Origin of the sequence: Rhizobium sp. BR 362, from assembly GCF_036528765.1 — a bacterium.
GTDB lineage: Bacteria > Pseudomonadota > Alphaproteobacteria > Rhizobiales > Rhizobiaceae > Rhizobium.
The window spans coordinates 52734-64911 of sequence record NZ_JARWGH010000026.1; the positions used below are offsets into that span (position 1 = coordinate 52734).

Genomic DNA, 12178 nt, shown 5'->3' on the forward strand with positions numbered 1-12178 from the left:
TCCTCTGGTTCGTTATCGTTGCTTTTTATGGGTCGCCGGCGGCGCAACGGAGTTCCGCACGACGATTTCGACTGGCACGAGTTCCTCGCTGGCGAGCGATTTGCCTTCCTGCCAGTTTGTTTCAAGAAGAAGGGACAGGGCACGCCGGCCGATGGCGCGCACCGGCTGACGGATCGCCGTTAAAGGCGGCGCAAAAAGACGTAGCGGACTGACATCGTCAAAGCCGATGATCGAAAGATCTTCAGGGATCGATATTCCCTTCTCTCTGAAGATTTCGATCATGCCGATGGCGATTTCGTCGGAGCTCGCGAAGATTGCTGTCGCAGGCCTGCCCTCTTCCAGGAAGCGGCGTGCCATGTCTCGCCCGCAGGCGACCGTATATTCGCCGCTGTAGCGCCTGATCGAGGCATCGCCGCCGAAATGATCCTGAAGGCCCCTATGCAATCCGTTGAAACGGCGCTGCGTGCTGATCATGGCATTGGGACCGCCCACATAGAGCACGGTCCGATGGCCGAACTCCGCCAGATGGCGCCCCGCCAGATGGCCGCCCTGAAAGTTGTCGCAGAAGAGCTTCGGGACACTGGCAAGCGGAACGTCTTCGTCTACGACGATGACTTTGCCTGTTCGATTGATGAGAGCTGCGAGATCTCCGTTGTCGGGATGGTTGGTGACGAAAACCAGGCCGTCGACGTGATTGTGCTCGAGGAGCCGAAGATAGGTAACTTCACGGCCGGTTCGGTTGAGTGTCGCGTAGAGCGAAACGGCCAGCCCCCGATCGTTTGCCTCCTCTTCGACCGCCGCCACCATGGTCGCGAAGAACGGGTTGGCGATATCGGGCACGACCAGCCCGATCATGTCGGAGCGGCCGCGGCTTAGCCGCCGAGCGTGCGGGTTCGGCTGGTACTTGAGCAAGGCAATGGCATTTTCGATGCGCTGCTTGGTAAGAGCTGGCAGATCCAGTGAGCCATTCAGCATGCGCGAGACCGTCGTCACCGATACACCGGCGGCTTTCGCAACGTCCTTTAGCCCTGGGGTTCGTTCCTGCGCCATCGAGCTGACTCTTGTAAAGCGCTTTAGTAAAGCGGTTTACTTTCCTCGGCAGAGCATGAGCTGTCAAGAGCAATGATCGCACAGCTTCTAAGGGAGCCAAACTACATGTGGCTCAGCAACATTGAAGAAGCTATCCTTGTTTTCGAACATCCTCGAACCGAAGACCGAAGCGAGCGAGATATTTGCTTAGGCGATCGGCATCATTGCTGCTCTTCTTCTCTAGCCGCGAGTTTGCAAATAGGGCTCTGCCGGCAGCACTTGCCGTGGCGTGCTCGCCAAAAGGTCTTCAGGCGCCGGACTTCGCCATCAACGACGTCGGTCGTGATGCGCCCATGCGGCGCAAGGGTCGCCATGCGTGTCACCGAGGCCGACAGATCACGAAAGTTCGCGCTCCAGATGACTTGCGGGCTGGTGGCAAAGGTCAGGTAGCGTTCGCGAGCTTCTTTGTTGAAGGTGATGTTTTTCCCTTCCCGTTCCAGATGGCGCTTCAGCTCGAAATCGAGATTGGGCTCTATGTCCTCTTTGCGTTCGCGCAACGCCGGCAGCTGGAACGTCCAAAGCTTGAGGCGGGCATAGAGATCCTCGCGGAACCTTCCCTTGCGAACGTCCTCGCCGAGATCGCGATTGGTGCCGGCCAGCAGCTGAAAGTCGGCGGCCACCTCACGGTCGGAGCCCACGGGCAGAAACTTCTTTTCCTCGATTGCGCGCAGACACATCGCCTGTTCGTCAAGGCCGAGCTCGCCAATTTCATCGAGGAATAGAACGCCTTTGTCGGCGGACTTGAGCAGGCCGGCGCGCTCGCCGGCAGCACCGGTGAACGCCCCCTTCAATGACCGAACAAGGTGGACATGGCCTGGTCGCCGCGTAGGGTCGCGCAGTTCACCTCGATGAAGGGACCGCTGATTTTGCGCTGGCTTTTTTTCAGCTCGTAGATGCGGTCGGGCGAGTTGGGATTTGCCGGCCGGTCAAAAGAAACGGCGCCGTCGAGCGGCGGCGGCGGCAGTAGCTAGAACTGTGATAAGAGACCTTAGATTTCGATAGAGGCAGCTTCACCTAGCGGACCTGATGAGGCATTCTATATTCGGGTGTTGAGGTCAAGGACCCGCAAATGCCAGCGTCGGCGAGCCCGCTTCCGGACTAATCTGACGAAGGCCTCGGGGCTGTAGGACCTCATCCCGCCAGCATGCGTGCGAGCATATTTCTAATGTGGTCCTGCGCGCCGTAAAAAATTGCCGCGACAATGATTGTGCGACGATGTTCCAACGGTAGAAACCAAATAGCCGCCTTGTCCCGCCGAAGAAACCGGATTCCGGGATGAATGTCGGGCCGCAGAGTCCCACTACAAGGCGTTTCGACGAGTCGATCGATTGCGGCACGCAATTTGTGGATTCGTTCAGCGGTACGCTCCACGGCCTGGTGAGGCGCGTCCCCGAATTCGACATAGGCGTCGAACAGGTGGTCGAAGATCAACTCGAAATCGCGTTCGGCATCCTCAGAATATTCAAGGGTCCACACGAACGATCCGTCGCTTCCGCTCAATCATGGCCGCGACGCGGCTTTCCATTTCCGTCGCAGAAATCATCGCTCCGTTCAATCGCCGCTGGACCAATTCGCGAAGCGCTGCCGTTTCGAGGGTCTCAGTTTCCGTCTTTTGGCGAAGAAGTTCTAGGCCCTGCTGCAGAACCGAACTCATGCTGGAATACCGGCCGCTCTCCACCAGCGAACGGGCAAACGCATCCTGCTGGGCGGTCAGCGAGATCGACGACTTGACACTCATCGGTTTAACTCCTTTGTGTCTAAGTTTGCTACTCAGTAGCATATTTGTCAATCTGACGAGATAGATGCGCAGGCTCGGGCCCGGCAGCTAGATGGCTTTGTTGCCGAGGACGCGACGATGTTGCATGCCGGAAGCTGGTGCTTTCGACTCTCAAGGAATTGTTCAGCTTCGGTAAGGCAGGCCAGGCGCATTCGCACACCACGGCGCGCACGGGCACTCGCATGGTGAGGGCGGACATGGCCACACGCACGGCGTCGTCGATCCGAGCATCGCCTCCTCGGAGCGCGGCATCTGGGCGACCAAGTCGTCTTTCGTCATTCTGGCGATCACCGCAGCGCCACAGCTCGTTGTCGTCTTCTGTTCGGGTAGTGTCGCGCTTCTCGCCGACACTATTCATAACGTCGGCGACGCCGCTACGGCCAGAACGGGATCTTGATGGCAAGCTTCAGGCCGAGCTTTCCGTTGCGAAGAAGTGGCATTGCCGACCCGCAAATGCCGCTCGGCACGCATTTCCGACGCTCCATTCGATGGACACGGCCGCAGGAAGGGCAGAATGGTACAGCGTCACTCTTGCGAATAGACCGTCGAAGGACTCGATGAAGCGGCTCGGCATCACCAGCCGGGAAAGCTCCTTCGTCTACGATGAAACTGCGCGCGCACTTGAATCATCGCGCCGCAATTGATGATCTTCTATCGGCGGGTTCCTCGCTGACGATCTCAGACACCGGGGTCGGCCCCGAAACCGGCAAGGGCACGGGCTTCATCACACTCACGCGCGACAAGCCTGTCCATTCGGAGCCCGGTCAAAATCGCGAGAGGCGGCCACTGAGCATGCGGATGGTTTGAGCATCCGCATTGGCAAAGGCAAAACGGAGATAGGCTTCCTGGCCCTCCCCGAAATAGGCACCAGGCACACAGAGAATGCCGGCGTCGCGCGCGAGCGTTTCGGCGACTTCGGTCGAATCACGCCGGTTGAAGGGATGACGTACGAAAGCGAAATAGGCGCCAACCGCACCAAGCTTCCATTTCGTCACCTGTGCCATCGTGAGCCGAAGGGTTTCCGCCCGCAATGCAATCTCCCGCCGGTTTTCCTCCCGCCATGCGGCTAAGCGCGGAAGAGCCTTCGCCACGGCCGCCTGAGGTGCACGAGGCGCGCAGATCTGCAAGTTGTCCATGATCTTTGCGACCTGGCTCACGACCTGCGGCCCTGCCGTGATCGCTCCGAGCCGATGGCCAGGGATGCAGAAGGACTTGGAGAAGCTGTAGAGGCCGATCAGCGTATCCTCCCATCCCTCCTTCGCAAAGAGCCTGTGTGGTTGGCCGACACCTTCGGGCAGGAAGTCACGATAGGTCTCGTCAAGGATCAGCCAGATTCTCCGCGCCTTGCAGAGGTCGAAAATCTTCTCGATCAGGTCGGGGGGATATACAGCGCCGGTCGGGTTGTTGGGCGTGACGATCGCCAACGCCCGCACATCAGACGTGATTGCCGCGGCGAGCGCGGCTGGGTCCGGCAGGAAACCGGCTGCCGGACCACAGGCTGCAAACCGGCTTTGGATCCCCAGCATGGCAAGGGTCGTCTCCTGATTGAAATAATAGGGATTGGTCATCAACACTGCGTCGCCCGGCCCAGCGACCGTCATTGCCGCACAAACGAAGGCCTGGTTGCAGCCTGCGGTAATATGGATGTTGGCAGAGCCGATAGGGGCGCCATAGAACTCGGAGGCGTGAGCAGCATAGGCTTGCCGGAGTTCCGCTTCGCCTTCGATCGGCCCGTAGCCGGTATACGCGGCTGAAGCAGCGAATTCCCCGAGCAATTTCAGCATTTCCGGGTGGGCCGGATAGCCTGGTACGGCCTGAGAGAGATCGATCAACGGTCCGTGCCGTCCATCATAGGACCTTGCCCAAGCGAAAACGGAAGGAATCGGAGGCGGTACGAGTTTGTCGACGAGCGGATTGAAGGCCGGCATTGGGTTTCCTGTGGTTCTATCCGAGTTTAGGCCCGAGATTTGCGTCTCTGCACCAGCCCTGCCCGCCGTTGACCGGGCGCCGAAACAGGCTGAAATTCTTCCTGACCGGCACGGCCGGCGCGCGTCCTGAGCAAGGTGCGGGCCGAGGTCTGGGGTTCGGGCAAACTGTCGGCTTCGAGCGAGGCGAAGAGCCAATCGATGAAGACCTTGGCGATGGGGGCCGCCCGAACCTCGTGGCGGCAAGCGACATAGAATGCATCATTCGCAGGCACCGTGAGATCGAAGGGAACAATAAGTTCCCCCTTGGCGATCAAGTTCCCCGCGGTAATCGTATCGCCAAGGGCAATCCCCTGACCGTGCAGCGCAGCTTCAGTCGAAAGTCGCGCATCGCTCATGAAATGCTGCTGACCGCGGCTGAGATCGATCGCGTCTGCCGCGGCAAGCCACGTGTTCCACTCCCGTCCGTCGTCTCCATGAAAAAGCACGTGGTCGGCGAGATCGCGCACGGATCGCAATGGCCGGCTGTTGACCAGAGTGGGACTTGCGATCGGAAAAAGACGCAAATGGCTCCAGAGCCGTGTCCAGAAGTCGGACCAATTGCCGTCGCCATAGAGGATGCAGATATCGACTTCCCTGGAATGAAGCTGACCGGTATCATTGGATGCAATCAGCGTCAGCCTCACATCCGGATATTGCTCGGTGAAACGGTTGAGGCGCGGGATCAGCCAGAAGGACAGCAATGCCGGGACGCAGGTGACGGTCAGTTCACCGCTCGTTGCCGGTCGTTTCATCAGCGCCGTGGTCGCAGCGATTTCGCCAAAGGCCCGCGTGACGGCAGGTAAGAGCAGCGCACCTTGCGCGGTGAGCTTCAGCCGCTTGCCGCCGCGCTCGAAGAGCGCCGCATTCAGCGACTCTTCCAGCGCCCGGATCTGATGACTGATTGCACCGTGCGTGACGTTCAGTTCGCGCGCAGCTGCCGAAACGGAGCCGCGACGCGCCGTCGCCTCGAAAGCACGCAAGGGGTTTAGGGGTGGCAAACGATCGGACATCCAACTTCCAGGGGAAATTTCATGTGAGTTTTTTTCACGTCAATTGCTATAACAATGTCAATTGATTTTCTACAGGCTTTGCAACGATAATAGGAAAAACAGGGGCAAGGCCCCAGAGTCGGATGATTTCAGGTCGGATCGACCTGAATCCGTCTCTCGATCAAAAATCAGAGCGGAATGTCGCCCGAAAACAGCGCACACTTTTCGGCATTCCGATCTGGGGAACAACATTCTTACAGGCTGCGAGGCGAGCGATTTTTCCGCATGCTCCACCGATGCAAAAGGGAGGCAGGAATGGCATTCGACAACGGCAAACTGCAGGCATTGAGGGCAAAATATGGCGAGAGCCATGGCGGCGAGCTCTTCGATGCCGCCTTCCGCAAGGTCGCAGACAAGATCTTTTCCAAGACTGGAACGCGTCTTGCCCCCTATGCCGGCGTGCCAACTTTTCTGAGCGCTCCTTACATGCCCGTCGAAGCCGAAAATCCGGATTTCGGCAATCTGCAGGTTGCGATCACCGGCGTGCCGATGGATCTCGGCGTCACCAACAGGCCGGGCTCGCGCTTCGGACCGCGGGCGCTGCGTGCCATCGAGCGGATCGGTCCCTACAATCACGTGCTCGGCTGTGCGCCGGTCTTTGATCTTCGTGTGGCAGACATAGGCGACGTGCCCTTCGCAAGTCGCTACCGTCTGGAAAGGAGCCATGACGATATCGAGCGCCGGATCGGCGAGATCGTCGATGCCGATGCCGTTCCCCTTTCGGTCGGCGGCGACCATTCCATCACCCATCCGATCCTGAAGGCGGTTGGGAGGAAGGAACCGGTCAGTCTGATCCATATCGACGCGCATTGCGATACCGGCGGCGCATTCGACCAGACCAAGTTCCACCATGGCGGACCGTTCCGCAACGCCGTGCTCGATGGAGTGCTCGACCCCACGCGCACGATCCAGATCGGCATCCGCGGCTCGGCCGAATATCTTTGGGAATTCTCCTATGAGTCCGGCATGACGGTGATCCATGCGGAGGATGTCCCAGGCATGGGCATTGCAGCGGTCATCGAGAAGGCGAAGGCTATCGTCGGCAACGGCCCGACCTATCTTTCCTTCGACATCGACAGTCTTGATCCGAGCTTCGCGCCAGGAACGGGCACGCCGGAAGTGGGAGGCCTTACAACGCGCGAAGTTCTGGAACTGATCCGCGGTCTCAAAGGCATCAACCTCGTCGGCGGCGATGTCGTGGAAGTGGCGCCACAATATGACGCCACAACGAACACTGCGCACGCAGGTGCACAGGTGCTGTTCGAGATTCTGAGCCTGATGGTTTTCAGCCCTTCCATCGCGGCAAAGGCGTAAAATATAGTAACAACAATGTGGGAACTAACCGGGATGGCGAAAACGCCAGCCGGCAAATGAAGGAGAGAAGAATGAGTGGCATCCTCAACACGAGCGTGAGCCGGCGCGCCCTGCTCGGCGCCGGTATCGCCGGCGCCTCGCTGCTAACCATGCCCGCCATCCTGCGCGCACAGGACAAGTCCCTGAAGGTTGGCGTCTACGGCGGCTATTTCAAAGACAGCTTCGACAAGAACATCTTCCCCGACTTTACCAAGGCGACCGGTATCGCGATCGAATCCGTCGCCGAGCCGACGGGTGAGGCCTGGCTTGTTCAGCTCGAGCAGGCCGCCAAGGCAGGTCAGGCACCGGCGGACGTCTCGATGATGTCGCAGGTTTCCATGCTCAAGGGCCAAGCAACCCAGCTCTGGACGCCTCTCGATCTGGCGAAGATTAAGAATTCGTCCGGCCTCATCGATCGCTTCATCAACAAGTACCCGGATGGCCGCATTGCAGGCATTGGCGCTGTCGCATGGTACATCACGCTGGTCACCAATACCGATGTCTACAAAGACGCGCCCACATCCTGGGCGGCGTTTTGGGATGCGGCAAATGCCGATAAGCTCGGCCTACTGGCGCTCGTCTCCAATTCCTTCCTGCTGGAAGTCACGGCCAAGACCTTCTTTGGCGGCACCAATGCATTGGATACTGAGGAGGGCATACTGAAGGCTTTTGAAAAGCTCGCCGAAGTCAAGCCGAATGTCCGGCTCTGGTATCGCGATGAGGCTCAGTTCGAACAGGCGCTGAAGTCCGGCGAAATCCCGATGGGCCAGTATTACCATGACGTCACGGGACTTGCCATCGCCGACGGATTCCACGTTCGCTCGACCTTCCCGAAGGAAGGGGGCATTCAGGACTCCGGCTGCTGGGCACTGTCGCGCGCATCGAAGAAGGCGGAAGAAGCGCATATCTTCATCGACTATATGAGCCAGCCGGCGATCCAGGCGACTTTGTCACGCAAGGTCGGCACGGCACCTACGGTCAAGCGCGATATGCTCGATCTCAACGAAAAGGAATTTGCCGCCGTTTCCTCGGATATCGAGCCGATCACGCCGCGCTATGATCTTTACCAGACCAAGTCCGACTGGCTGAACCAGAAGTGGACGGAACTTATCGCCGGGTAGGTCGCCGGCTTGGACGGCGACCCATTTTTCCGGAGAGATTTGAATGTCTGGCTTGGCGTTAAATAGGGTTTCAAAACAATTCGGCACGTTCACTGCCGTCGATCATGTGCAGCTCACCGTGCCGCACGGAACCTTTGTCTGCATGCTCGGCCCATCGGGTTGCGGAAAGACGACCCTGCTGCGGATGATCGCCGGTCTGGACATGCCGACCAGCGGAGCGATCCTCATAGACGGTACCGACATTACGCCCGTTCCGACGCACAAGCGGGATTTCGGCATGGTGTTTCAGTCGCTTGCGCTTTTCCCGCATCTGACGGTCGGCGAGAACATAGCCTACCCCCTGCGCATCCGCGGCGCGGCAAAGGAAGCGCAGAAAAAGCGGGTCGACGAGTTGCTCGCGATGATCGATCTTGCCGGCTATGCCGACCGTCCGGTCAACAAGCTTTCAGGAGGTCAGCGCCAGCGCGTCGCAATCGCGCGCGCACTTGCCATCTCGCCCAAGCTCTTCCTGCTCGACGAGCCGCTCTCGGCGCTCGATGCCAAACTGCGCGAAGCGATGCAGGTCGAGCTGCGGCAGTTGCAGCAACAGCTCGGCATCACCACGATCGTCGTCACGCATGATCAGCGAGAAGCCATGACCATGGCCGACACGGTGGTCGTCATGAATGGCGGCCAGATTCGCCAGGCAGCAAGCCCGGTCGAGATCTACAGGCGCCCCGCGGACCGCTTCGTTGCGGATTTCATCGGATCGACCAACCTTCTCGATGTGGAGACCGATAGCGCCGGACGAGCGATCGTGTTCGGCCACGCCGTTCAGGGAGTAGCGATTCCAGACGGACTCAAGAAGGCGACGCTTTCCGTACGGCCGGAAGACGTGCACCTGACGGCGCCGGGAGCCGGGACGATTGACGGCGAGGTGACCTTCATTCGGGACCTCGGCGGCACGATCGAAACCTTTGTCGATATTTCCGGCACAAAGGTGATTGCAGTTTCCACTCCCCGCGAGCGGCCAAGCGTTCATGTCGGTCAGGACGTCGGGGTGACGCTTTCGCCGGATGTTTGCGTGGTGCTGAAACAATGAGACGCGAACCGCCTCAGACGCTCGGGGATTACTGGCCGCTCACCATTCCGGCGGCGATGCTGACGATCTTCTTCGTCATTCCATTCGGGACGATGATCGCCGTCAGCTTCTTCAAGCGACAACAGGGCGGCTTCTATACGCCTGATTTCGTTTTCGACAACTACGCGCGATTCGTCAGCCTCTTCTTCGGCAAGGTACTCGGCTTCTCGCTCTTCCTCGCGGTTTCGGTTGCAGTCTGCTGCATCGTTCTAGGCATACCGTTCACCTATCTGCTGACCCGCATGAGCCGGAGAGCCCAGATCCTCTGGCTAATCGCCTTGCTTTCGATCCTGTCCCTTTCCGAGGTGATCATAGGCTTTGCCTGGTCGACGCTCTTTTCGCGCACAGCAGGCATTACCAATCTGCTCGTGATGCTCGGCGTGATGAAGCAAGCCGTGGCACTGACGCCGAGCTTCCCGGCTGTATTGACCGGTATGGTCTATCAGGCACTGCCCTATACCATCCTCGTTCTCTATCCCGCCCTGGTGCGGCTCGATCCAACATTGATCGAGGCGGCGCGCACGCTTGGTGCGTCGCCCGTCAAGTCCTTCTTCACGGTCGTGGTTCCGGCGCTGCGCAACACGATCATCGCGACGCTGATCATGGTCTTCATCTTCGCGCTTGGCTCTTACCTCCTGCCGCAAATTCTCGGCCGTCCGCAGCATTGGACGCTGTCGGTCCTCATTACGGACCAGGCGATCTACCAGTCCAACATGCCGTTTGCTGCAGCCATGGCCGTATTTCTTGTGCTGGTCACGCTTGCGCTTGTCGGCCTCACGGTCCTGATCGGACGCAGGGGAGCGACGGCATGAACATGATTTTGCATCGCCTCTTCTTCTTTCTCATCGGCTTTTTCCTCGCCGCGCCGATCATCGTGGTGGCCGGAGTCTCTATCAACGAGAAGCAGAGCCTGACCTTCCCACCGCAGGGCTTCTCGCTTGGCTGGTACGGCGAAATTTTCGTGAACCCGGAATGGCGGAGCGCCTTCTTCGCATCCGTGACGCTTGCCGTTCTTTCCGCTGCCCTTGCGGTGCTGATCGCCCTGCCGCTGGCCTGGTTCCTGTGGCGCCGCATTGCACCCTGGGCGAACATATTCCAACTTCTCGGCATTGCGCCTTTCACGCTGCCACCCGTCATCACCGCGCTTGGAATGCTCACCTTCTGGGCGACCGTCGGCTCTTACGGCCAGCCATGGACGGCAGTGATCGGTCATGCGATCTTCTTCGTGACACTGCCGCTCGTTACGATCTCGCTCGGGTTTTCGGCGATCGATCGCTCGCTCGTGGAGGCGGCTGCGACGATGGGCGCCGACGATAGCACGGTCTTCCGCACCGTCGTCATGCCTCTCATTCGGCCCTATCTTGTATCCGGCTATGCCTTTGCCTTCGTGCTGTCGCTCAACGAATATATCGTTGCCTACATGACCGTCGGCTTCACGCTGGAGACATTGCCGATCAAGATCTTCAACGCGTTGCGCTATGGCTACACCCCGACCATGGCCTCGGTGACCATCCTGTTCGTGGTCGTGGCAGCGGTCGTGTTCAGCCTCGTCGCGCGCTTCGGCGACCTGCCGAAATTGCTTGGCGCCATGTCGTCCACTGAGAAATAGGAGCCGGAACGATGAAACTCGCCGCTCTGCAAATGCAAGCCGTGTGTGGCGACACGGAAACCAACCTCGCGCGCATTGAAGATGCGGCTCGCCAGGCGGCGGCGAACGGTGCGGACATGCTCGTCGCACCGGAACTGGCAGTTATAGGATATGGCGCGGGAGAGGCCTTTCGTCATTATGCTTGCGAGACCAATGGCCAGATCCCGGAGAGGCTTGGCGCGATTGCCCGCGAGAACGGCATCGCCATTGTTGCGGGCTTCGCCGAACGGGCCGCTGATGCAATCTACAACAGCGCGCTTTTGACGGATGGCAGGGGGACGACTGCCGTTTACCGCAAGTCTCATCTCTACGGCGATTATGAACGAACCTGGTTTAAGCCAGATTTCCCCTCGTCTGAGATCATGTCGGTCAATGGAATCAACCTCGGCATGCTGATCTGTTATGACGTGGAATTCCCCGAAAACGTGCGGCGACTGGCACAGGCGGGCGCCGATCTCATCGTTGTGCCCACGGCCCTCCCGAGGGGTCACTCAGGCACCCTGATTGCCGAGCATATGATCCGTGTCCGTGCCTTCGAAAACCAGGTTTTTGTGGCCTATATCAATCATTGCGGCGCCGACGATACATTCGCCTATGCCGGGTTGTCGCGAATAGCCGCGCCTGACGGCACCCTCCTCGCGGAAGCGCCGGCCGAAGGCGAAAAACTGCTTTTCGCGACCATTCGACCGCAAGATTTTGCCCGTTCGCGTGCTGAAAACACATATCTCGCTGATCTGGTTCGGAACTAAAGCCTGTCGCGTGAAAAGAGATGCACGCGACAGGCCTTAGCTCATTGTTTTTATGCATGTCGTTGCCGCAAACCGCTGTACACTTTTGCGCGACATGCATTAGGAGGTGTGGACTCTTGGGGTTTCCAAGGCTGAGCAAATCAGATTCAAGACTGTCTTTTGGAGGCAGTCATGGGTGTTTTGGATCGTCTGATCCTTCGGGACGAGCAGTGGGAGCGGCTATCGCATCACATCATTGGTGACGAGCGCACGCGGGGTTCGTCGGGCCGCGACAATCGTATGTTCGTCGAAGCGGTGCTTTGGAT

12 protein-coding genes and 2 pseudogenes are annotated in these 12178 nt (G+C 59.1%); 8 read left to right on the forward strand and 6 right to left on the reverse strand.

Features of this window, described 5'->3' with window-relative positions:
* Positions 1 to 12 precede the first annotated feature (12 nt).
* The 4 genes from QDY28_RS23535 to QDY28_RS23550 all read right to left on the reverse strand — a co-directional run bounded on the left by QDY28_RS23535 (position 13) and on the right by QDY28_RS23550 (position 2827).
* Entirely contained in the window at positions 13 to 1050 is a 1038-nt protein-coding gene (locus QDY28_RS23535) for a LacI family DNA-binding transcriptional regulator (RefSeq protein WP_331383989.1), read from the reverse strand.
* 200 nt (positions 1051 to 1250) lie between these two features.
* Positions 1251 to 1880: a sigma 54-interacting transcriptional regulator gene (locus QDY28_RS23540; protein WP_331383990.1), complete on the reverse strand. Its 630-nt coding sequence runs from the start codon at positions 1878 to 1880 to the stop codon at positions 1251 to 1253.
* Positions 1881 to 2220: 340 nt separating this feature from the next.
* Positions 2221 to 2565, reverse strand: a complete 345-nt coding sequence (locus QDY28_RS23545) for a type II toxin-antitoxin system RelE/ParE family toxin (RefSeq protein WP_331383991.1) — start codon at positions 2563 to 2565, stop codon at positions 2221 to 2223.
* Entirely contained in the window at positions 2552 to 2827 is a 276-nt protein-coding gene (locus tag QDY28_RS23550) for a type II toxin-antitoxin system ParD family antitoxin (protein WP_331383992.1), read from the reverse strand. Before QDY28_RS23550 ends, QDY28_RS23545 begins: the two co-directional genes overlap by 14 nt.
* A 137-nt stretch (positions 2828 to 2964) precedes the next feature.
* On the opposite strand from QDY28_RS23550, the pseudogene QDY28_RS23555 reads away from it, so the two are divergent.
* Positions 2965 to 3248 (forward strand): annotated as a pseudogene (locus tag QDY28_RS23555) (cation diffusion facilitator family transporter); the annotation flags it as partial.
* A 382-nt stretch (positions 3249 to 3630) separates the two neighbouring features.
* On the opposite strand, the gene QDY28_RS23560 reads toward QDY28_RS23555, so the two are convergent.
* Both QDY28_RS23560 and QDY28_RS23565 read right to left on the reverse strand, forming a co-directional pair.
* The gene (locus QDY28_RS23560) at positions 3631 to 4794 is read right to left on the reverse strand and encodes an aminotransferase (RefSeq protein ID WP_331383993.1); all 1164 of its coding nucleotides are present in this window, start codon (positions 4792 to 4794) and stop codon (positions 3631 to 3633) included.
* A gap of 26 nt (positions 4795 to 4820) precedes the next feature.
* A complete protein-coding gene (locus tag QDY28_RS23565; RefSeq protein ID WP_331383994.1) occupies positions 4821 to 5843 on the reverse strand; it encodes a LysR substrate-binding domain-containing protein in 1023 nt (340 codons plus the stop codon).
* A gap of 294 nt (positions 5844 to 6137) precedes the next feature.
* Between QDY28_RS23565 and speB the strand changes: the two genes are divergently transcribed.
* The 7 genes and pseudogenes from speB to QDY28_RS23600 all read left to right on the forward strand — a co-directional run.
* Positions 6138 to 7196 carry an agmatinase gene (gene speB, locus QDY28_RS23570; protein WP_331383995.1) on the forward strand — a complete coding sequence of 353 codons (1059 nt, stop codon included), beginning with the start codon at positions 6138 to 6140 and terminating at the stop codon, positions 7194 to 7196.
* Positions 7197 to 7267: 71 nt separating this feature from the next.
* Positions 7268 to 8356 carry an ABC transporter substrate-binding protein gene (locus QDY28_RS23575; RefSeq protein WP_442967575.1) on the forward strand — a complete coding sequence of 363 codons (1089 nt, stop codon included), beginning with the start codon at positions 7268 to 7270 and terminating at the stop codon, positions 8354 to 8356.
* Between the two features lie 43 nt (positions 8357 to 8399).
* Positions 8400 to 9437: an ABC transporter ATP-binding protein gene (locus QDY28_RS23580; protein ID WP_331383996.1), complete on the forward strand. Its 1038-nt coding sequence runs from the start codon at positions 8400 to 8402 to the stop codon at positions 9435 to 9437.
* Complete coding sequence (locus tag QDY28_RS23585; RefSeq protein WP_331383997.1) at positions 9434 to 10288, forward strand: ABC transporter permease; 855 nt, start codon at positions 9434 to 9436, stop codon at positions 10286 to 10288. The genes QDY28_RS23580 and QDY28_RS23585 overlap by 4 nt, the downstream gene beginning before the upstream one ends.
* Positions 10285 to 11085, forward strand: a complete 801-nt coding sequence (locus QDY28_RS23590; protein ID WP_331383998.1) for an ABC transporter permease — start codon at positions 10285 to 10287, stop codon at positions 11083 to 11085. The genes QDY28_RS23585 and QDY28_RS23590 overlap by 4 nt, the downstream gene beginning before the upstream one ends.
* Before the next feature lie 11 nt (positions 11086 to 11096).
* On the forward strand, positions 11097 to 11873 hold the full coding sequence (locus tag QDY28_RS23595) for a carbon-nitrogen hydrolase family protein (protein WP_331383999.1): 777 nt from the start codon (positions 11097 to 11099) through the stop codon (positions 11871 to 11873).
* A gap of 171 nt (positions 11874 to 12044) precedes the next feature.
* Positions 12045 to 12178 (forward strand): annotated as a pseudogene (locus QDY28_RS23600) (IS5/IS1182 family transposase); the annotation flags it as partial.

Bases quoted from the DNA above. Each gene is read 5' to 3' on its own strand.
- QDY28_RS23535 (WP_331383989.1), bottom strand. From the start codon at position 1,050: ATGGCGCAGGAACGAACCCCAGGGCTAAAGGACGTTGCGAAAGCCGCC.
- QDY28_RS23550 (WP_331383992.1), bottom strand. From the start codon at position 2,827: ATGAGTGTCAAGTCGTCGATCTCGCTGACCGCCCAGCAGGATGCGTTT.
- QDY28_RS23560 (WP_331383993.1), bottom strand. From the start codon at position 4,794: ATGCCGGCCTTCAATCCGCTCGTCGACAAACTCGTACCGCCTCCGATT.
- QDY28_RS23565 (WP_331383994.1), bottom strand. From the start codon at position 5,843: ATGTCCGATCGTTTGCCACCCCTAAACCCCTTGCGTGCTTTCGAGGCG.
- speB (WP_331383995.1), top strand. From the start codon at position 6,138: ATGGCATTCGACAACGGCAAACTGCAGGCATTGAGGGCAAAATATGGC.
- QDY28_RS23575 (WP_442967575.1), top strand. From the start codon at position 7,268: ATGAGTGGCATCCTCAACACGAGCGTGAGCCGGCGCGCCCTGCTCGGC.
- QDY28_RS23580 (WP_331383996.1), top strand. From the start codon at position 8,400: ATGTCTGGCTTGGCGTTAAATAGGGTTTCAAAACAATTCGGCACGTTC.
- QDY28_RS23585 (WP_331383997.1), top strand. From the start codon at position 9,434: ATGAGACGCGAACCGCCTCAGACGCTCGGGGATTACTGGCCGCTCACC.
- QDY28_RS23590 (WP_331383998.1), top strand. From the start codon at position 10,285: ATGAACATGATTTTGCATCGCCTCTTCTTCTTTCTCATCGGCTTTTTC.
- QDY28_RS23595 (WP_331383999.1), top strand. From the start codon at position 11,097: ATGAAACTCGCCGCTCTGCAAATGCAAGCCGTGTGTGGCGACACGGAA.